18 protein-coding genes are annotated in these 20,505 nt (G+C 50.4%); 3 read left to right on the top strand and 15 right to left on the bottom strand.

Annotation, left to right across the window (positions count from 1 at the left end; translation table 11 throughout):
* Nucleotides 1-90 precede the first annotated feature (90 nt).
* Complete coding sequence (locus tag J3369_RS00435; protein ID WP_349582437.1) at nt 91-984, top strand: LysR family transcriptional regulator; 894 nt, start codon at nt 91-93, stop codon at nt 982-984.
* On the opposite strand, the gene J3369_RS00430 is transcribed toward J3369_RS00435, so the two are convergent.
* The 8 genes from J3369_RS00430 to J3369_RS00395 form a co-directional block, all read right to left on the bottom strand.
* Nucleotides 975-1,955, bottom strand: coding sequence for an alpha/beta fold hydrolase (locus J3369_RS00430; RefSeq protein ID WP_349582435.1), 981 nt, complete (start codon nt 1,953-1,955; stop codon nt 975-977). The genes J3369_RS00435 and J3369_RS00430 overlap by 10 nt on opposite strands.
* A gap of 3 nt (nt 1,956-1,958) precedes the next feature.
* On the bottom strand, nt 1,959-3,359 hold the full coding sequence (locus tag J3369_RS00425; RefSeq protein WP_349582432.1) for an MFS transporter: 1,401 nt from the start codon (nt 3,357-3,359) through the stop codon (nt 1,959-1,961).
* 82 nt (nt 3,360-3,441) lie between these two features.
* Complete coding sequence (locus J3369_RS00420) at nt 3,442-5,802, bottom strand: TonB-dependent receptor (protein WP_349582430.1); 2,361 nt, start codon at nt 5,800-5,802, stop codon at nt 3,442-3,444.
* A gap of 204 nt (nt 5,803-6,006) precedes the next feature.
* Nucleotides 6,007-7,134 (bottom strand): LLM class flavin-dependent oxidoreductase, encoded by a 1,128-nt coding sequence (locus J3369_RS00415; RefSeq protein WP_349582427.1) that lies wholly within the window; start codon nt 7,132-7,134, stop codon nt 6,007-6,009.
* 238 nt (nt 7,135-7,372) lie between these two features.
* A complete protein-coding gene (locus J3369_RS00410; protein WP_349582424.1) occupies nt 7,373-8,263 on the bottom strand; it encodes a DUF4437 domain-containing protein in 891 nt (296 codons plus the stop codon).
* Nucleotides 8,264-8,409: 146 nt separating this feature from the next.
* Nucleotides 8,410-8,790 carry a c-type cytochrome gene (locus J3369_RS00405; protein WP_349582422.1) on the bottom strand — a complete coding sequence of 127 codons (381 nt, stop codon included), beginning with the start codon at nt 8,788-8,790 and terminating at the stop codon, nt 8,410-8,412.
* 12 nt (nt 8,791-8,802) lie between these two features.
* The gene (locus tag J3369_RS00400; protein ID WP_349582419.1) at nt 8,803-10,278 is read right to left on the bottom strand and encodes a flavin monoamine oxidase family protein; all 1,476 of its coding nucleotides are present in this window, start codon (nt 10,276-10,278) and stop codon (nt 8,803-8,805) included.
* A 36-nt stretch (nt 10,279-10,314) separates the two neighbouring features.
* Complete coding sequence (locus J3369_RS00395) at nt 10,315-11,514, bottom strand: serine hydrolase domain-containing protein (protein WP_349582416.1); 1,200 nt, start codon at nt 11,512-11,514, stop codon at nt 10,315-10,317.
* A 193-nt stretch (nt 11,515-11,707) separates the two neighbouring features.
* On the opposite strand from J3369_RS00395, the gene J3369_RS00390 reads away from it, so the two are divergent.
* On the top strand, nt 11,708-12,568 hold the full coding sequence (locus J3369_RS00390; protein ID WP_349582413.1) for an NmrA family NAD(P)-binding protein: 861 nt from the start codon (nt 11,708-11,710) through the stop codon (nt 12,566-12,568).
* 6 nt (nt 12,569-12,574) lie between these two features.
* On the opposite strand, the gene J3369_RS00385 is transcribed toward J3369_RS00390, so the two are convergent.
* Nucleotides 12,575-13,555 carry a LysR family transcriptional regulator gene (locus tag J3369_RS00385; RefSeq protein ID WP_349582410.1) on the bottom strand — a complete coding sequence of 327 codons (981 nt, stop codon included), beginning with the start codon at nt 13,553-13,555 and terminating at the stop codon, nt 12,575-12,577.
* A 131-nt stretch (nt 13,556-13,686) separates the two neighbouring features.
* Between J3369_RS00385 and J3369_RS00380 the strand changes: the two genes are divergently transcribed.
* Entirely contained in the window at nt 13,687-14,682 is a 996-nt protein-coding gene (locus J3369_RS00380) for a DUF1838 family protein (RefSeq protein WP_349582407.1), read from the top strand.
* A 34-nt stretch (nt 14,683-14,716) separates the two neighbouring features.
* On the opposite strand, the gene J3369_RS00375 is transcribed toward J3369_RS00380, so the two are convergent.
* The 6 genes from J3369_RS00375 to J3369_RS00350 are packed head-to-tail and all read right to left on the bottom strand — an operon-like array spanning nt 14,717 to nt 20,325.
* Nucleotides 14,717-15,694, bottom strand: coding sequence for an FAD-binding oxidoreductase (locus J3369_RS00375; RefSeq protein ID WP_349582405.1), 978 nt, complete (start codon nt 15,692-15,694; stop codon nt 14,717-14,719).
* A 12-nt stretch (nt 15,695-15,706) separates the two neighbouring features.
* Nucleotides 15,707-16,333, bottom strand: coding sequence for a 3-isopropylmalate dehydratase small subunit (gene leuD, locus J3369_RS00370; RefSeq protein WP_349582402.1), 627 nt, complete (start codon nt 16,331-16,333; stop codon nt 15,707-15,709).
* The gene (gene leuC, locus J3369_RS00365) at nt 16,333-17,745 is read right to left on the bottom strand and encodes a 3-isopropylmalate dehydratase large subunit (RefSeq protein ID WP_349582399.1); all 1,413 of its coding nucleotides are present in this window, start codon (nt 17,743-17,745) and stop codon (nt 16,333-16,335) included. The genes leuD and leuC overlap by 1 nt, the downstream gene beginning before the upstream one ends.
* A gap of 36 nt (nt 17,746-17,781) precedes the next feature.
* Nucleotides 17,782-18,708 (bottom strand): polysaccharide deacetylase family protein, encoded by a 927-nt coding sequence (locus J3369_RS00360; protein ID WP_349582396.1) that lies wholly within the window; start codon nt 18,706-18,708, stop codon nt 17,782-17,784.
* On the bottom strand, nt 18,705-19,649 hold the full coding sequence (locus J3369_RS00355) for a polysaccharide deacetylase family protein (RefSeq protein ID WP_349582393.1): 945 nt from the start codon (nt 19,647-19,649) through the stop codon (nt 18,705-18,707). Before J3369_RS00355 ends, J3369_RS00360 begins: the two co-directional genes overlap by 4 nt.
* Before the next feature lie 4 nt (nt 19,650-19,653).
* Nucleotides 19,654-20,325, bottom strand: a complete 672-nt coding sequence (locus J3369_RS00350; protein ID WP_349582390.1) for an isochorismatase family protein — start codon at nt 20,323-20,325, stop codon at nt 19,654-19,656.
* Nucleotides 20,326-20,505: the final 180 nt, after the last annotated feature.

Raw genomic sequence — 20,505 nt, 5'->3', positions numbered from 1 at the left:
AATATTTCTATATGAAAATACGTATTGATTATAGAATTATTCTATAGCAGGATAAGTCATACACTTATATCAAATGCAGCGAGCAAGAATATGGATATCCGCCAGTTACGCAGATTTGTTACCGTGGCCGACTTAGGGAGTTTTAACAAAGCATCTGAAGCGCTGGCTATTTCCCAGCCGTCCTTGTCACGCAGTATCCAGATGCTCGAAGATGTGCTGGATATAAAGCTGTTTGAAAGAAGTTCCAGAGGAATATATCTGACTGCCCAGGGAGAAGAACTGCTGCCCCATGCAAGGATCATCATGACTGAGCGGGACCGGGCACTGGCAACCATCAATTCTTTGCGTAACAGGCGCGAAGAAAAGCTCACCCTCGGGACAGAAAGCATGTTCACGGTAAACCGCTTGCCCATGGCTATTTCAATGCTGGCAATCAGCGATCCGAATGTTCAGGTGATTGTTAAAGAAGGTAGTTTTCATGAACTGCTGGAACGGGTACGGGAAGGGCGATTGCAAATGGCGCTGGGCTCTAAAGCACCGGACCTGGATATGAACGGACTCACCTTTGTAGAGTTGTCTGTAGAAGGCGCCAGCATTTTGCTCAGGGCTAATCATCCGCTGTTGAAAAACGGCAAGCCTTCCCTCAAAGATTTAACCAGAGCACGGTGGATAGTGCCGGATAACCCTGTGATGTATAAACGCTGGGAACAACTTTTTAATATGCACAACCTTCCCCGCCCCCAGATCGGCCTGCGCACCTCGTCCTTTCTGCTGATGAAAGGCTGCCTGCTGAACTGCGACCTGGTTTCAATGGGCAATCACAGAGAATATGCCGATGAAATCAATGCGGGAGAGCTCATCAAAATTGATTTCGGCGAGACCGCTTACATGCGCCCCGTCGGCCTGTTCTGGCGCGCTGAGGCACTGCTCTCCCGTAGTGAAAAAACCTTTATTGCGGCACTGAAAAAAATCAGTCAGTCCTGACCTTTTCTCTGATATACCCCGTCGAGCCATGTTTTCAGATCTTCACCGGTTTTTCCGGGCAGTTCCAGCATGGGGTAATGACCCACATCGTCGTAGTGGATCACCTCGACTTGTGTACTCTGAAAGTCAGCCACAGCTTTTTCCACCAGATATTCCGGCAATACCGCGTCCCTGTCGCCCCATTGCAAAAGGATCGGCGCAGTGACCTGTGAAGCTTCTTCTTTCGCACCTTTCGACCACACCGCAGACAGATTCGCTTCATAATAGGCCTTCACCAGTGCGAACTTACCCGGAATGTTGTTGGTTTCGTAGTACCAGCGTACGGTTTCCGGTGTCAGCCTGGAAGGCTCACCATACAACCAGCCGAGGAATGCCGAAAAATAGGCCTCCGGTAAGTAACCCGGCGTCCAGTTCTGATGAATATACTGAAAGAAATCCACCAGAAAAGGAGGCTCAGAGGTAGGCGGTGCAGACAATGGCAATGTAGAGAGCGCCAGTGCTTTCACCTGTTCAGGATGTTTCGCAGCATATAACACTGAAATCGTTGAACCGCTGGAACTGCCCACCAGAGTAAACTCAGAAATGTTCTGCTGCTTAACGAACTGTTCCAGCAGCGTAACCACACCAGGCATGCCCTTTGAAGGTTCAGGATCATCAGATAATCCGTAAGGTGGCCAGTCTATCCGGATGACACGGTAACCGGTTTTCAGCGCCTCCGCCCAGCCATCATAGATACGCAGGTTAGTCATTGAACTGTGAAGCATAATGACAACCGGCCCCTCCCCTTCATCACGAACATGCAGGGTAACATCACCTGTTTTAATAAACTCTGACGGTGCACCGGCATGCTTTGCCTTTACCTCTTCAAGGGAAGGATTCCACCATCCGGCACGCATAGATCCAATGATGGCGGCTGCAGAAATAAACAACACTGCCAGACCGGCTAAAAGCCATTTCAGTAAATAATGCATTTTTTATCCTTTTACCGGTTTCGCCATATCAGCCACAGACGCTTCCATGCCGTCGTACTTTTTCACGATTTCTTTTTTGATGGTGAATGCAAAGAAAGCCGCGAGCGCCATAGCAGGACCTACCACCAGCCCCAGAGAAACACCAACCATATCGTCAGTTTTGAACACATGCTGGGTCAGCATGGCCACCAGTACCGGACCAATGGATGCGCCAATCAGGCTGGCAAAAAGGTGGTTCACTGATGTCGCTACCCCGCGCATATTAGAAGGAACAATATCCTGCAAAATAACCAGAGACATTACCCCCGCCATGGCAAGCAGCACCGACGGAATAGCAATAAGAAACACAGTGGTATAAAGCGCAGGATTAAACGCAATCAGACCGTAACTGATGCAAATGCAATAAGCGAAAATAATCACGTTGCACCGGTTCACCGGGCTTTTGCCGGTTTTCTTTGCCGCAAATCCGCCGGCAAGCGAGCCCGCCGCACCGGCTGCAAAAGACATGATGCCCATGATCAGACCCACTTGCTGTGGTCCGATATCGAACCGGCGGAGCATAAGCGGCACATTCCAGGCGAACCCGGAATACTGCACAACGGCAACCACCATTGTCAGTATGTAGAGAGAACCCACCGATTTCCAGTTGGCCCTGAAGAAATCATAAAAAACACGAAGACCACTGAAAGGGTTCTTTGACGCTGCTTCAGAGACGATTTCCCTTGGCGGTTCCTTACCGGTTAGCAGCAGTAAAATAGCCAGGGTACCGAAGCTGCCATACAAGATAAACAGAAAGCGCCAGCCCTCAAAGGAACCAATGACAGGTAAATGTGTAAGACTGCCGGCGGTCACCGACTCCAGCACCTGCCCGCCAACAATGAGTGAAAAGCTGCCGCCGAACAATTGCCCGACAATCAATCCGCCTATCAGCATGCCGCGATAGGCTTTCGGGGCCAAATCGCCAATCAAAGATATGGCCACAGGCCAGAGTGCTGCCTCGCCCGCTCCCACCAGCATTCTGAACACAAACAAAGACTCGAAACTGTTTGCCAGGCCACAGGCCAGTGTGCCGCCACTCCAGGTTAACACCGCAAAGGCCAGTAATTTGTTCCTTGCAAGGCGATCTGCCATTAATCCCAGAGGGATGCCGCAAACAGCGAAAAGCAGAGAAAAGGAAAAGCCCTGTAACACGCCGATTTGGGTTTCTGTGAGGCCTAAGTCAGCCCGTAACGGATCAACCACCATCGATAACACCATTCTGTCCATGGTACAGAGTGCAGCGGTAATGATCAGGGCGGCGATAGTTAACCGTCCGCCGGTTGAATAGAACGTTTTGTATTGGATGCGATCGGGTTGTACAGCTGAACCGTCAGCCCCCGGACTTTCTGCTTGCGCATTTGCCATGTTGTTCCCCTTTATTATTCTGTTCTTGCATGTATTTGAGGAGGGCCGGCAACAACATTCATACAAGCCCTCCTGTGAATTGTCAGAACTTGTAGCCTACCTCGACACCAAATTCTGCCGGACGTGGCGCAGCTATACTCAGGCACAACTGGTTATTGCCGTACAAAGCAGTATTATTTTCATTGAACACACAAGGCGCAGAACCGCCCGCCAGTCCGGTTCCGATAGCACGGTTCTGGTTGAAAATATTCCGGCCATACAGTGAGATATCGAGAATATCGTCTGCCAGAGTGATACGGCTGTTGAAGGTCCATGCACTTTCAACAGTGACAAGGTTTGATAAATCCGCGTAAAACTCACCGCGATAATTACCGTCAACACGGACCGACAAACTCATGTTGTTGTACACATCCGGCACGAAGTATTCTCCTGCCAGTCTGCCGTTCCAGCGCGGCACGTTGGTCTGGGTTTTGCCGTTCAGAGAAACCGGGTCGCCGCTTTCTCCTTCAAAGCCCCATGCAGACGTGGCAGACATAACAAACGGATCGCTGTCTACAAATTCATGGTGCGCATAGCCCACTGAGGCAGATAAAGACAAGTTGTCCGTAACGGCTATCTTGCTCTCTGCTTCAAAACCGTACACTTCAGAGTTACCCACGTTATCAACGTAAGTCAGCGGCACTATCTGATCGCCCACTTCCAGGTTATTAGAACTGGTCAGTTGCTGATCAGACACATCCTGATAGAAGGCCGCCAGATTCAGCATCATTTTGCCGTCCAAAAACTGGTTTTTAGAACCAAGTTCGAAGTTATCCAGCTCTTCAGGTTTTGCCGCAATGGCCTGCGGAACGCCATCAATCACAACGCGGCTTAACCTCGCACTTTTTATGCCTGATGAATACAAACCGTAAATCATGTTGTCTTCTGACAGTTTGTAAGTCAGTGTCAGCCGCGGAGAAAAGTCAGTGGAACTGTTGCTGCCCTCTTCAGGCATCGGCGTGGTGCATTGCGGGCAGGCGTTGTAGATAACTTTTTCTGTGGCAATCCTGCCTTCAGCACTGAACATCAGTTGATCAGTGATGTCGTAATCGAGACCGCCAAACGCAGCATAGTTCTGCATTTCATCCACCCGCGCAGTACCTGAAGGGTTCACGTCACTCGCCAGAGACGTAAACTGGGTTTCGTCTTCTTCCCAAAAGTAATACAGACCGGCGCGCCAGCGTAAATCCTGTGCATCGGGTGAAAGTAACAGTAACTGATGGCTGGAATTCTTAAATATTTCCCGTGACGGGTAAGTAAAGCCTGCATAGAACGTCAGGCTGACTTCGTCGGTGCCCACCACATCGCCGAATACCGGGTCCTGCCCAGACAGATACGCACGGGTTGAGAATGCGGCATCTCTGTCGTCTTCGCTTTTGTAGTAACCCCCGCTATAAACCAGACGGTAATCAGCAATATCTTTGGTGACAATCAGAGAAGAAAAATAACGGTCTCTGGCCGTTCCCGCCGCGCCGAAGCTGGCAATTGTGCCGGTATCAGGGTCTGGCACCACTGACGGATAAAAGGAACCGCTTGCCCGGGGCAGAGTGATAAGGTCAGCTCCACTTTCCACCCAGTCTCTGGGGTGCTGAATAACCGCCAGCTGACCGGTATCTTCATCATGGGAATACATGGTTCTGAACTTCACAGACAGTGTATCTGACGGTGCGTAATACAACTGCGCGGTAACAATTTCCGAACGCTCACGACCAATAGATGTACCGTCGTCGGTAGCCTCCGCCACACCACCGTTCTGAAATTTGGTCGCCCCCACATTCAGCCACAGCTTGTCTTCAATTAAAGGGGTTTCAATTGAGCCTGCCACAGAATAACTGCTGTCAGCACCGCCGGAAACAGTACCGGCAGACGCACGGAACTCACCTTCGGTTTCATCAGCATCAGGTGTTGCAGTAACAAAATTTATGGCGCCGCTGTATGTTGCACGGCCAAAGCTGGCTGCTTGCGGCCCCTTTATGACTTCGATACGGTCAATGCCGATAAAGCCGAAAGATGCCAGCTGACCACTTAACGGAATGCCGTCGAGAAAGAACGACACGCCCTGATAACGTTCATCAGAGGTATTTGGCGTCAGACCCCGCATACCCACTGCGGTGGGATCATTTCTGTTGCCGCCGGCCAGATAGAGGTTCGGGGTAATGTCCTGCAGATCGCGGACTTCGTTTATCTGGTTATTGCGTAATTCTTCTTCTGAGAATGCATTAATCGCCAGCGGCACTTCCTGTAGCGGCTCGGCACGGTTTTTAGCGGTAACGACGATACGTTCCACGCCTGACGACTGAGAAGCAGCCTCTTCCGACCAGACCTGACCGCTAACGGCTAATGTGGCCAGACTGAGGATCCCTTTTGTGATGCTATTGAGTTTCGCGTTTGCCTTGTTTTCCATGATTTAACCTTGTTGTTGTAGTTTTATAATCCACCGGTTAAAACACATCTTTGTGTGCTGGTAATGGAGCAGACCGGCGGTGGTCAAGATACTGCTTTGACTGTGTTGTAAAGAGCTGTCTGAACCACCATAGGCAAACCTCATTTGTTATCTTATTAGGTATGGCAGTGTCAGAAATTGATAAATGTCGGGTCTGAAACCGAATTAGTTTTCGTTTGCTGCAACGGATTGCATTGTTTCTGCAATCGTTTGTTTGAGAAGCGGAATCACTTTTTCACCAATGAAGCCGGCATCGTTATCCTGATCAGGACCACGCAGCAGAAAGCGGTCTACACCCAGACGGCGATACTCCATCAGGCTGTCTACCACCTGCTCAGGGGTACCCACCAGCACACTGTTATTACCGCGTCCCATGTATGCCTTGTTCAGGCCGGTCCAGAGACACCGGTCAAGACGGTGACCGCTTTTTGCCTGGTCCAGCATTCTGCGGAATGCCCCGGAAGCCGCCTCATCACCGGCTTTCTCATGATCGCCGACAATGCCGATGTCGCCATTTTCACGCTGCGCCACCACTTTCTCGTACAATGATGCAGCCCGTTCCCAGGCAGCATCTTCGCTGTCACTGGCAATTACCACGATGGTCATCAGCACACTGATTTCACGTTTATATCTGGCAGCCGCTGCTCTGGCTTTTCCGGTGAGCATAGCTGCACGGTCAAAGGTGTCACCACCGAAGGCATACACGTCAGCACATTTGCCACATAAATCGAGGGCCAGATCGGATGTGCCGGCCCAGTAAACCGGTACTGCGCCATTGCCGGGACGGACGCGGGCAAACGCACCACGAAATTTGTAATATTCGCCGTCAAAGTCGAAAGGCTTTTCTGAAGACCACATTTTGCGCATCACTTCCACGTATTCAGCGGCAATCAGATAGCGTTCGTCTTTGGTGTTGAATAAGCCGTCAGCCTGCACTTCCCTGTCATCAGCGCCGGCGATGATGTGTACAGCACAACGTCCTTTGCTCAGACGGTCGATGGTGGCGATATGTCTGGCTGCCACGGTGGGCGGCACGACGCCCGGGCGGTGTGCCATTAAAAAATTCAGCGAGGTTGTTGAAGAAGCCAGGTAAGCACTGATTGCAAAGCTCTCCGGCATGGTGGCCGCGTTTGCGATCAAAACTCTGTCGTAGCCTGCGGCTTCCTGAAGATGTGCTGACGAGCGGATATAATCTGCATCGAAGTCGATGCCTGAAGGGGCCTTACCTACCGCAGCAGGAAAATGATTTACAAGGCCGATGACTTCCAGTTCATCATGATTGTGTACGCTCATGGCGTCTCCCGTAGATGTGTTGTTTTATTGACCAAAATCATCTTATGGGCTTTTAAATAGCTTTCCTAAATCAATTTATTAATCTGTTATAGACATACTGTATAGCCGGAAGCCCGGAAAATTTACTGATAAATTTCACTGACTTCCGGTAGCAGACGGAGCGGTGCAGCAAACAACAGGCAATAAAAAACCACGCGGTCAAAGCGTGGTTTCTTTAGCGATTAACAACAGCGGAAGCTTACGTGTAGTACGGGTCTTTCATCGGTCCTACAGAGCGCGAGCGAACAGGTTGCAGCGGAACAGGATCTTGCGTTCCGGGGAAGTCAGGGCCCCAGTTCACAGGGTCGCCATGCATTTCCATCTTCGCATTATCAGTATACCAGTCAACCAGACGGCCATCGCAACGCAGCAACCAGGTAGTGCCGTTCGGACCTGCCGCAAAGTCGCCGTGACGCACCAGCGCAGGACGGAAGAAATAGACACCCGGCCACTGCTCACCGAAGTTAAACTCAAATGTGCCTTCCAGCGTGTAGGCTTCTTCATAGCACGGGTGGTGAGCAAGGGGATGCTCTACCCAGCCCGGTTTTGCTTTTATAAGACGGGTATAAAACTGTGTTTTCTTATCGATAAACAGCAGTTTAATGAACAGACCCGGTACCGGTGTACCGCCTGCTTCGAAGTTCATGGGACTGCCAATTTCAACAGGTACCCATTCCATCAGGTTACTGTGCTTGATAACCAGTTCCTGATCTTCGCGGACAAAATCTTTCTGCTCAGTAGTCGCTTCAAATTCCCATGTACCGTATTCACGGAAATACAGAATTTCTGTGCCGGGCTTTACGTGAAGTTCAGGACAAACTACGCCCGGAGGGGTACACCAGTAACCACCTTCAATAAGCACTTCGTCACCAATTTTCACTTCACCGCTTAGCACGTACCACTCGGTCTGGGCGACATGAACACCAGCGGGACGTGACCAGTCTGTATCAAACATAATTTTGGCAGATACTGAACCGTCTTCTTCATCGTAAGACAGGTTACGCTGACGTGCAGTACCGGTTGCACCAACCAGCTCGGCCGGGTGCCAGATGAGATCTTTCTCATCAATCATCTCTACGTGTGGACGCATAGTTCTCCTCCAAATCTTATTGTATTAGCTTTATGCCTTTTTAAATTTAACAGTTCCCTGAATCAGGAAAAAATCTATTATTTTTATATTTTGCATAACCTTTTATTTAACTATCAGGCGGCACGAATGCCGCCGGATGTTGTGTGCTAGAGCGTTTTCAGAAATGCGATTAACGCTGCGCGCTGCTCAGGGTTTTGTAACCCTGCAAAGGCCATTTGAGTACCCGGCACAACAGATACCGGGCTTTGCAGCCACGCATCCAGCTTGTCGTCTGTCCATTTGAAACCGGCTCCGCTCAATGCAGCAGAATAGGCATATGCTTCGTCGTGCCCCACCTGACTGCCCGCAATGCCGGCCAGGTTAGGACCAACCCGCATACCCGCATTTTCTGTGTAGGCATGACATGCCTGACAAAGCATAAACAGTTGCCTGCCCTTCTTTACCTGCGCCTCATCAGCGAATGCCACATTGGCTTGCAGCAAGCCGGACAACAGCAAAAGAAAAGTGCTGATCAATACCTTCTTCATTGCTACCTCTCTTTATGCGCGGGACAGAATTTCAAACGCCACGCGTTCACCGGATTCAAGGGCTGACTCCATACCAAAATCCACACGACGGGTATGTTCGCCGGCGAAGTGCATGCGGTGATGCGGCTCAATCATTTCTTTCGCAAAGCGGTTAACCTGCCCTGGGGTGTACATGTGCCGGCAGCCCTGAATAAGCGGGTCGTTCTTCCAGCCATAAATATCGAGGAACTTCAGTTTGCCTTTGGTAGACGGGCGCATGCGGTTTATCTCCGACTCAATCAGGGCCAGCGCATCCGCTTTCGACATCTGATCCATCCGCGATGCAGCGTTATCGGTAAACACCACCATGAAGCGTGATTTATCTTCGTCAGGGCGTTTTTCCAGTGCCCAGAACATCTGCACGGTTTCGTCACTGAAGAACGAAGGTTCAATGCCATCTTCTTCCCAGTAAGGCTCTTCAATGATGCCGAACGCGCGGCAGGTATCGACATAGTTCAGTGTATAAATACCTTCTTCCTGGCGGCCTGCCACTTCAGGGTAAATATTGACGTACTGGAGTGTTGAGAACGGAATAGCAGAAACCACGTAGTCACACTGAAAACGGCTGCCGTCCATACAACGCACTTCCGCGCCTTTTTCATTCATGTCGACCTGGCGCACAATTTTATTCATGCGTACATTGTCGCCCAGTGCTTTTGCCATCGCTTCAGGCAAACGTGATGCGCCACCCTCAATATTGTTAATTTGAGCCAGACCGTCGTGCTCGCCCTTCTTGTTCTCAAAACCATAAGGCCGGTCGATAACTTCAAGTTTCTGGCCGCCAAAGGATGCATCAAACAAGGTGCGGTTTTTCTCCTGAAGCATGCCCAGTGCGGATGCGTTCTGCATGTCTGTGGTTGCAGAAGCCAGCTTAATGGCTTCTTCCGACACGCCGCGTTGTCTGAGTAATTCACCGATTGAAATGTCGTAGCCGGCATTTTTCGGATCGAGCCAGTCGTTCAGATTTTCCAGCGGATTGGCTTCAATCAGCAATTTAGAACCTAAAAGGGGCGGAATGATCTTGCGCTCTTTACCCACGGTTTTATTCAGTGGCGAGTTTTCCCACTCCGTTGATTTGATCCACGTTTTTTCAATGTAGTTCGACATCGGCATCAGATGGCGATGCTCAGGCACCAGCTTGAGGTTAAAACGCGAACACAACGCAATTAGCCTGGCATAAGAGCGGCCAATCTGGCTGGCGCCATACTCTGGCCGCGTTTCCACATCATCAGCGGTATATACCCGGCCACCCACTCTGTCCGATCCTTCAAGCACAATGGCATCAATACCGGCATCCTTAAGTAGAAGTGCGGTATTCAGGCCCGACAACCCGCCGCCGATAACGACGACTTGTGTTTTCTCAGCCTCTTTTGCCTGTATTTTTCCTGCGACTGAAAGGGCTGACGCTGCCAGCGCACCTTTCATCAAATCCCGTCTGTTTATTTTCATTTGTTTTGTTGCCTCAAAAGTTAAAAGAAAGATGGATCAGCCATTATTGTTTTTGTTTGCTGTCATCAGAATGTTGGGTAACGCGCTGTCATCCCAGGTTTTTGATGGACGACCAATCCGCACGATAACCATGGATTGTGAAGGACTGACGTAAACCCGTTGTCCTCCCGAACCGTCAAAAAAAATAGTGTCGTCTGCGGCAAATGGCGCTTCGGCCGGTATGACCGCAGGTATGTCTTTGCCATAAATGCGGGCAGGATTGTGCGGACTACCACGCCACACCTGCCAGCCATAATTGGGAAAAATAGTGCCCGGCGCCATCATTTGCGTGGTCCACTTTGCAGAAACCAGTTGCTTGCCATTGATGCGGCCCCCCTGCGCCAGAATGATTCCGGTGCGCAGCCAGTCTTCAGCGGTTGCCTGTAAACAACATGCCATACGTGCGCTGCCATCGGGTTTGTCCAGCCAGACCTTTGCTGCAGATGCGCCTGCCGGTTGCCAGATTTTTTCAGACAAGTACTGCGCATAGCGCTTCCCGGTCACGGCTTCGATGATCCAGCCCAGGTACTGGGTGTTGGCATTGGCGTACTGAAATTCCTCATACGGTTTCAGCGGCACCGGCCAGCGGGCAAAGGCGGCATGCAGATCGTTGCCAAAATAAGCAAAGGTGTACGGGTTATCGGTAGGGTTATCAAATAAAGGCGTTTTGATGCCACTGGTCATTTCCAGCATAGAGCGGACGGGGGCACTTCCGGCTTTGGTGCCCAGCAATTCAGGCAGGTACTTTTCTGCCGGATCATCAATTGAGTCTATAAGACCGTCATCCAGCAAGGTACCGAATAACAACGCAACCACAGATTTGTGCATAGACGCCGTATCAAACAGCGTGCTTCGCGAAAAGCCGCTACCGTAATACTCCAGCGTAATTACGCCATGCTGCCAGACAAGCAGCGCATAGCTGTCGTGCTGTTTCGCCAGCGCCACGGCTTTACGGTGTTGCGCACTGTCTTTCAATGCGCGGGGGAGCGGATAGCGGTTGTTGCCTGCAACCTCTTCAAGCGGTGAAAACCATTCTGTGTCATACACATAGCTGTTTACCGGAAAGGACTGCTGGCGGGATTTCACCAGCTCACGCTGAGCTTCACCGGGCCACTCTTCTGCCGCCGCACATCCGGACCGGACGGACGTTATCATTAGAATGACAAATATGAATAAGACCCCGATTTTCAATGTCATTACCGCCCCGGTGATGTGTGGTGTTTGCCCATAATTTCATTCTATTGGCCGGTTTTTTATCCCGATATGATAAATGTCAGATTGAGAACAGGTTGGTAATTAACCCTATTTAGTATAATGTTATCTCTTTATAATATTTAAAAGACTGGCAGGCTGCCTGTGCATCCGCGGTTTTGATTGAAGGAGTGACACTATGATTCTGGTTTTTGGCGCAACAGGCCGAACAGGCAAAGCCGTGGTGCAGGCATTACTGGAAAAACAGGCGGCAGTGAAAGTCATGGTCCGTCAGGCTGATAAAGCCCGGGATCTGTTCGGTGATAACGTTGAAATTGTCGAAGGAGAAATCTTCGATCAAACAGCGCTTGCCGCAGCTTTTGAAGGGGTCTCAAAAGTCTATCTGCTTCTGGGTAACAGCGAGTCGCAACTGGCACTGGAAAAACAAATCACAGACATGGCCGTTAAATGCGGGGTTGCCCTGCTGGTGAAGCAGTCTTCCATGGAATCTCTGGAGGCCTCCGATAAGCCCATTCCGGCGATGCATGTTGAGTCTGAAAAGTACATTAAAGCCTCGGGCCTCAACTGGGTGATGATAAGACCGACTTTCTTTGCCCAGATGCTGCTGACCTGTGCCAGAGGTGTTACCACGGCTGACACATTATCGTTTCCTCTTCGCAATGGCGTTGTGGCTGTTACCGATGCCAGAGATGTGGCTGAAGTCGCCGCAAAGGTACTGACTGAAAGCGGCCATGAAAATAAGAGCTATGATCTTACCGGACCGGAACTGTTATCGTTCAGCACTATTGCTGCATTATTGTCCTGCACAACGGGCAGACAAATTACTTACAAAGACATGCCACTTGAGACATACAGAGCAGTATTAAGTAACGTGATTAACGACGGGTGGCGGGTTAACGCTGTGTGTGAAGAACTGGATGCGCTGGCTAATAATTGTGTCACTCACATTACCGGTACAATTGAGCAGTTGCTTGGCCGGCCACCCCGCTCTGCTGCAGACTTTCTGACGGATTACAAAGCCGCATTTATGCCGCAGTAAGCATTTTTAGCGGGTGGGCAATTTCGGCTGATTATTGGCTTCCCAGTAACGGGTTGCCTCCCGGTACATGCCCAGCCCTTCATTCAGAATGTATTGCTTGCACAGCTCTGCCACCTGAGACAGTACCTTGCCGGTACGGTGAACCACGTGCCAGTGATCCACCAGCGGAAATCCCTGAACGGGCAACCTCACGAGCTGCTTACTTTGACCCTCATCCAAACTTAATGCCGGTACAATCGCCAGCCCCATGCGGGCTAGTACAGCATGTTTGATGCCTTCGTTACTGGCGATAGTCATGCGACGGTTAATGGCCAGCCCGCGCTCTTTCAGCTGTGCATCTATAATTTGTCTGATGCCGGCTTCTTCTTCACGCAAAATAAACTGCTCAGCGGCAATGTCTTCCCAGCTCAGACTCGGGCGGGACGCCAGGGGGTGGGAAGAAGGCGCGATAACCACCAGATGATTAACGCCGAGCTGAACACTGGCAGTGTTCTCCAGTGCAGGCGGCTGTCCAAAAATATAAAGGTCATCAAGATTGCGGGTAAGACGGTCGAGAATGCGTCCGCGATTACCAATTTCGATGGCGACTGTGATGTTCGGATAGCGGCGGCAGAACGGCCCCAGCAAATGCGGGATAAAGTACTCAGCTGACGTTACGACGCCGATGCTCAACTCTCCGCTTTTGATATTCTCCAGTTCGTTTAAGGCCACTTCCAGTCTGTCTGTACAGGCAAAAATCTCTTTCGCATATTCAAGCACCATCTTACCTGCGAAGGTAAATTTCAGGCGCTTGCCTACCGTCTCGTACATAGGCATGCCGATGCCTTCAGACAGTTTTTTCATCTGCATAGAAATATTCGGTTGGGTTAAATGCAAGTTCTTCGCTGCCGCAGCGATCCCACCAAAACGTTCTACCGCAATCAGTATTTCAAGCTGCCGGAACGTACCTATTCGTGAGTGGAGTCGCTTTTTCGGAAATGCTGCCATGCTCAGGTTCCCTGATAAATTTGATTTATGCTAACACATGTTTGATATATTGATATGACTTTAGCTTCATGCTAGCTTTCATTTTGCGATTCAAAATCCAGACAACATAAATAATCAGGAGGAAATGGTTCATGCAAGACAACAACAATAAGCACAATACCGGCAGAAGAGAGTTTTTAAGCTCTGCCGGAAAAGTAGCGCTGGGCGCCGGATTTGCAGGTGTGGCAGCGGGATGCGGTGCTGCGGTAACGCCGGGGGATGCGTCCTCCTCAGTGGATTATTCATCACTTAAATATAAAGATAATCTGTGGAACCGCGATGCATGGGCGCGTCTGATGGGTGATCTGGATTTTGGAAAAGAGAAGTTTGGCTGGTTCAAAGGTACAGTTAACGGAGTTCGCGAAGGGGAAAAGGTAAAACCATTATTTGGTTTTGAGGGCTTTTCCGTTGCCCGCCTTGTTGATGAAGGCAATGGCAGTTATCAGAAGTTATTGCGGGAAGTCGGCTTTTATACAGATTTGAAAACCGGCGAGGTGCTTGAAACGTTTGATAACCCTTATACCGGCGAAACCGTAAAGGTTGTGCCCATTGCCAACGATCCGTTCAATCATCATATTGCGCCTTTCTTCCCTGAACCGCCGTCTTACGGTGGCTTGAATAAAGAAAAACCCCCGAAGATCCCTCTGTTACTCGACTGGCAGGAAGCGCCGAACAATACTGTGTTTTTGCGCACGCCTATTCATCTTTTCTATCCGTCTGCCTTGCAACCGGAGAAGTGGCCCCGTGAATCTGCCGGTAAGATGAACCGCGTCTCAGAAATGTTTACTTATGTGATTAACCGCGACGAACTGGCTGACACCTCACAAACCAGCATCACGTACAGCGGTTGCTGGTCACGCATTACACCATGGCTTCCGTGGATGTTAATGGGGCAGGCTGAAGGTCATATTTATTACGACTGCACCATGGGTGCGTACCATGATGATTCTATTTTGTCAGAGCCGGTCCGTGCCTATGCGAAGAAGCACTTTGCAAAATACTTCTCTGCGCCGGAAAAATGGGAAGATCCCAGTCTTTCCAGCCTTGAGCATTACGCGCTGGAACAAACTCCTGCGCCGGTTAAGTAATTCCTGCCGGATAATGACCGTCGGGATCTGCAATCTACCGCGGGCCTGACGGAATAAAGACTTCTGTGTGCACAGGGAGTCCTCTGAAGGGCTCCCGTTTTAGCAACGCTTTAATCTGCTTTAGAAAGGCTGCGCTGCCACACACGTACACGGCATCAACTGAAGAACAGTCAGTCTCTTTTATCAGTGTATTTTGCATTGCCTGCATAGACGTTTCGCTGAAATCTGCAAAACACTGTATGTGTGACTCAGCGAGTCCGTCAAATTCACTTCCTGCGTTGTACACTTCGCCTTTACCCGCTCCCAGCCAGAACAACGGTAAACCGGTTGTATTAACAGACGCTTTAAGGGCTAGAAGCGGAGCAATCCCCTCTTTTTCTGCAATGAACAGCGGCCTGTTGTAGCGGGCGATGTTTTCGCCGAATCTACCGGACGGGCCTTCAAGGGTTAGCAGATCACCTTGCGCGGCGTATTCAAACCAGTAGCGGCTCATGAGTCCGGTTTCATGCTTGCGGATCAGAATACGGATATGCCCGTCTTGCGGGGACGCATCACACATAGAGTAATTCCGCCGTATGCCGTCGCTGTTTGTAACAGCAACATGTTGTCCTGCCAGATGATGAAAACGGGCCGACATGGGCAACTGTAAAGTGACGAGAATAAGCTCTGAAGAAAGCCGTTTGATTGCAGACACCATAGCAGGAATATTCACAACCGGCGGGATGTTCTTATGGACAAGCTCTCCGGCCTCTATCAGTAAATCAGACGTAGCCGTGCGGGCGCAGGCAAGTATACAACCACTTGCCAGCTCGCCGGGTGTGAGATTCTCATCCCTGAATTTGTGTGTAGTGCCCTCAGCCACTGTCACAATGCATTGCCTGCACTTCGCTGAGTGACAACTGTGAGGAACCGGAAACTGCGAGGCGATGCTGGCATCCAGCAGGGTTTGTCCGGCCTGCTGGCTAAACGTCACACCGCGGGTTGTGGAGATAACCAGTGGCTTTTTTGCCATTGCTTAATCTGCTTAGCTTGCTGTATACAGCCAGGCTCTGCGCTGCTTATCTTTTGACTCATAGGCGGCGATGTCTGAAACGTGCTGCAAGGTAACACCAATGCTGTCCAGGCCTTTAAGTAACATTTCTTTATGACCGGGTTCAATGTCAAAGTGATAGAGTCTTCCCGCACTGCTGATCACAGCCTGCTTCTCAAGATCCACCGAAACCTGCGAATCTTGAGGGTGAGTACTCACTTCATCAGCCAGTGCCTGAACGCACTCCTGTTTAAGTACAACCGGAATAATGCCGTTGCGGATACAATTCTGATAAAAGATAGCGCCGAACCCGGGGGCAATAATCGCTCTGATGCCATATTCTGCAAGCGCCCAAACGGCATGCTCTCTGGACGAGCCGCAACCGAAGTTATTGCCGGCCAGTATCACCGATGTATTCCCGTACTCCGGCTTATTCAAAACAAAGTCCGGATTAGGTTCACGGGAGTCAGGCATCTGGTATCGCCAGGCCGCGAACAAGCCTTCACCTAAACCCTTTTTAGATACCCTGCGCATTTCGCGGCTGGGAATAATGGCATCGGTATCAATATTGATTTGAAGTAGCGGAGCGGCAACGCCCGTGTGGGTAACAAATGGTTCCATTAGCTAAAATCTCTTAACTGGCGCGGGTCGCAAATAGCACCTGTAACGGCACTGGCCGCAACCGTTGCAGGACTGGCAAGATGAGTGCGGGTTTTCGGTCCCTGACGGGATTCGAAGTTCCGGTTACTGGTTGAGATTACCCGTTCTCCTGCACCAAAGTGCTCACCGCCGGCAAAGAAACACATAGAGCAGCCACTTTCACGCCACTGAAACCCGGACTCGGTAAAGATTTTGTCCAGCCCTTCCGATTCAGCCGCGGCTTTCACTTTTTGAGAGCCCGGAACGCAAATCGCCTTCACGCCCTGCGCGACTTTTCTTCCTTTCAGGATACTGGCCGCACTGCGTAAATCTTCTATGCGCGCATTCGTACAGGAGCCGATAAACGCATTATCAATTTTCAGGCCCTGAACGGCCATTCCGCTGGACAAGCCCTGATAGTCCAGTGCCCGCGCTGCGGCGGTTTTAGCATCGTCACTGCTAAAGCAGTCCATTTCGGGTATCAATTGAGAGATACCGCAGGCATGCTGGGGACTGGTTCCCCAGGTCACCGTAGGCTCAATATCCGGTGCCTGAATAGTAATTTCTTTATCGAATACCGCATTGTCATCAGTCACCAGCGTTTGCCAGTAAGCCAGCGCCGCATCCCACATTTCTCCTTCCGGGGCATAAGGTCTGCCTTTCAGATAAGTAAATGTTTTATAGTCGGCTGCCACCAGCCCGGTAAAGGCGGCAAACTCTACCGCCATGTTACACAAGGTTAAACGACCTTCTACAGACAATGCTTCAACGGCACTGCCGGCAAATTCGATGGCATAACCGGCACCGCCGTTGGCACCGTACTGACCAATCAGATGCAGGATCATGTCTTTGGCTGTCACGCCTTCCCCGGTTGCCCCCTCAAAGTTCACCCGCATCAGTTTGGGTTTGCTGATACGCAAAGTTTGGGTTGCCATGGCGTGCTCAGCTTCCGAAGATCCAATCCCCCACGCTGCTGCACCCATCGCACCTTGCGTACAGGTATGGCTGTCCGGACAAACCAGTGTCATGCCCGGCTGAACAATACCCATTTCGGGGCTGATCACATGGGCAATTCCCTGCCGGTCATCACCGATATCAAACAAGGTAATGCCCGCATCTGCGGCTTCTTTTCTGGTGGCCTGTATAAAATCCTTACCCGATGGCATCAGCGTGTCATCACCACGGCCGGGGAAAGTATCGACAATGTGGTCCATGGTGCAGAACACTTGTTGAGGATGGCGAACCGGTCTGCCGGTTTCGGCCAGACTTTGCAATGCGATGGAGCCGGTTCTTTCATGCAGAAACACCCGATCGATATAAATCAGAAATGTACCATCCGGGAGAGAGGCGACCAGATGATCGTCCCAGATTTTTTCGAAAAGCGTTTTCGCCATATTTTTCCCGCTGTAAAACTTACCGGTAGTACTCAATTACGGTTGTTGAGACTGCCATGCCTGTTGGATCTCTGATGCCGTTGCGAACCATACGCCCTGCTTATCTGCAATGTATTGCAGCGCCTTTTCAAGACAACCAATACGGTGTGGTTGTCCTGTCATCCAGGGATGCAGATTGATGGCAAGCAAACGGCCGCCCTGCTCTTCTGCTTCATTCAGCAGTAAGTCGCAGGCATCTTTTAACTGTGTTTCGTAACTGTCTTCGCTGTGCAGATTGCTGCCCATGATGAAAAAGTCATCCAGTTCGCTGGACAAAGGCATGGCAGTGATCCCGCCGGCATTGGTGCGAAATGCATAAGGCATATCATCATTCACCCAGTCGCACATGTAGCTGATACCATTTTTCGCCAGCAAAGACGGTGTACTGGCAGACTGCAAACGGCCGGGGCTGAGCCAGCCGGTGACCGGCTGTTCAAAGCGGTTGCGCAGTACGCTGAGTGTTTCTGATATCAATGCATTTTCGGCGCTCTCTGAAAGCCCGCCATGATGCAAATCATCCATTTTCCAGCCATGAGCAATCACTTCATCACCTCGCCCGGCAATGAAATCCATCAGGTATGGTGCACGCTCAACCATGGCACCATTAATTGCCACCGTCGGTTTAACGCCTGCCGAATCCAACGCTTTGAATAAACGGAAAATGCCGACACGGTTTCCGTAATCCCGCAAACTGTAGTGACGCAGATCCGGATAAGGCATTTTCATACCGCCGGGTACCGGCAACGGGTTTTTCTGTTCATTCAACGGGAAAAACTGCACGTTAACATTCACCCATACCGCCAGTTTTTTACCGTCCGGCCAGAAGATACGGGGACGATTCTCCAGCATCGACCAGTCATAAAAATCGTGGTCCATGCCGTGGCGACGCAAAAGGTAATTGAGGTGTTCAGCATCAAGACTCATCGCAAGCCTCCCCGCTTCGCAGCGATATCGTTTGAAACGGTGTCATAGTGGTTGTTCAAAAAATGCGACGCAATTTCGCGCCCGGTCGTCACCCATACATCGCTGTGCCCGGTGATGTATTCCAACGCTTCTTCAAACGCTTTCAGGCGGTGGGGGCAACTGACCTGATAATTGTGAGTGGGTATACACATGATGGTGCCGCTTTCTGCGCCTTCCTGATACAAACGGTCAAAATTGGCTTTCAGCATCTTGCCGTACTGGCGGGGCTCCACTTTGTTCACCACATAGGCGATCGTATCGTTCATCTCCAGTGAATAAGGAATGGACGCAAAACGTTTACCTGAGCGGGTTTTAATGGGCGTTGGTTGATCGTCATGGAACAGATCGCAGGTGTAGAAACCGGCGTCGTCACCAAACAGCGCCGAACCGGCTTCTGCAAATAAATCAATCGTCTGCTCACTGTGGGAAAGCGCCGGTGCCAGATACCCTGCACATTTTTGTTTAGTATGCCGGTAGATGGTTTCGATAGAGTCGGTGATCATCTCACGCTCCTGCGCTTCACTCATGCCATAGGTATAACGGGTGTTGTAGATACCGTGACTGAAAAACTCCCACTCACGCTCAGCACACAATTCAATAATTTCCGGATGGTGTTCACACAGCGCAGTTGAAAGAGAAATTGAGCCACGGATCCCGTATTTGTCCAGCAGTTTCATTTGCCGCATATGACCGACCCGGTTGCCATAGTCACGGATCCCGTATCCGCCGATAGACGGATACGGACCGGGCCAGGCTTTGCGATAAGGATTGGCTGGCGGATCTAATTCATAGAATTCGATATTCGGCGCAACCCAAAACGCCACTTTAGCGCCGTTGGGCCAGGTAATTTTCGGCCTGTCATGATAAGGCCAGTAGTCGTAATATCCCGGATCGTTCTTCATCAGCTTAGCCTTCCGCCTGATTATCCAGCCAGTCAAAGACTTCCTGAACCGCCAGCACATCGGCGTACTTCAGCGACAAATCAGTAAGGTTGGCGAAGTGGAAACTCTCGTGCTTATCTGCCACACACTCTTCCGGCACAATGGTACGGTATCCACGTGAAAGACTGTCTACCGCACCGGCACGGATACAACCTGACGTAGAACCGCCGGTAAGGATCACGGTATCTACCTGATGCCACACACATAGACTCTGTAACTGCGTTTCAAAAAACGGAGATGGCATTTTCTTGCAGTAAAACACATCTTTTTCAGGGTCGGTGATCAAACGATCGTCCAGCTCCGAGCGCTCACTGCCGAATTTGATATTTTGTAAGCTGTCCGGCGTATCTGTGCGGGTGCCCCAGATACCGGCATCTTCACCGGATTCCATGTAAGCGACGTTAGTCCAGACAACCGGCCAGCCCAGTTTGCGGAACTTTTGCGCCAGAGTATTCACATATTCCAGCTGGTTAGGATCGGTTTCGTAAGCGGTTTTGAATAAGTCTGTGCGCGTATACGCTTTCTGCAAATCAATGTTCACCAGAATGGCTTTCTTGCCGAATCCGAAACGTTTACGAGCAGGATTAGCCCTGACTTCTTCGTAGATTTCCCGGGCTGTTTTATTGGAAAGCTCCATATTATCTCCTCAGACAGAATGAACACCGAATAAAATATAGATATAACTATATTACAAATGTTGCAAATTGAAAAACAGAGAATTTGGTTACTTAAACTGGCATAGCAACCGGAAGCAGCGTCGCGGGATAATTTGCAGTAAATACAGATAACCAAAACACTAATGCTATAGCGTTCCGGT

Origin of the sequence: Alteromonas sp. NFXS44 (genome assembly GCF_040148705.1) — a bacterium.
Taxonomy (GTDB): domain Bacteria; phylum Pseudomonadota; class Gammaproteobacteria; order Enterobacterales; family Alteromonadaceae; genus Alteromonas.
This window is presented reverse-complemented; position numbering and strand designations above follow the sequence as displayed.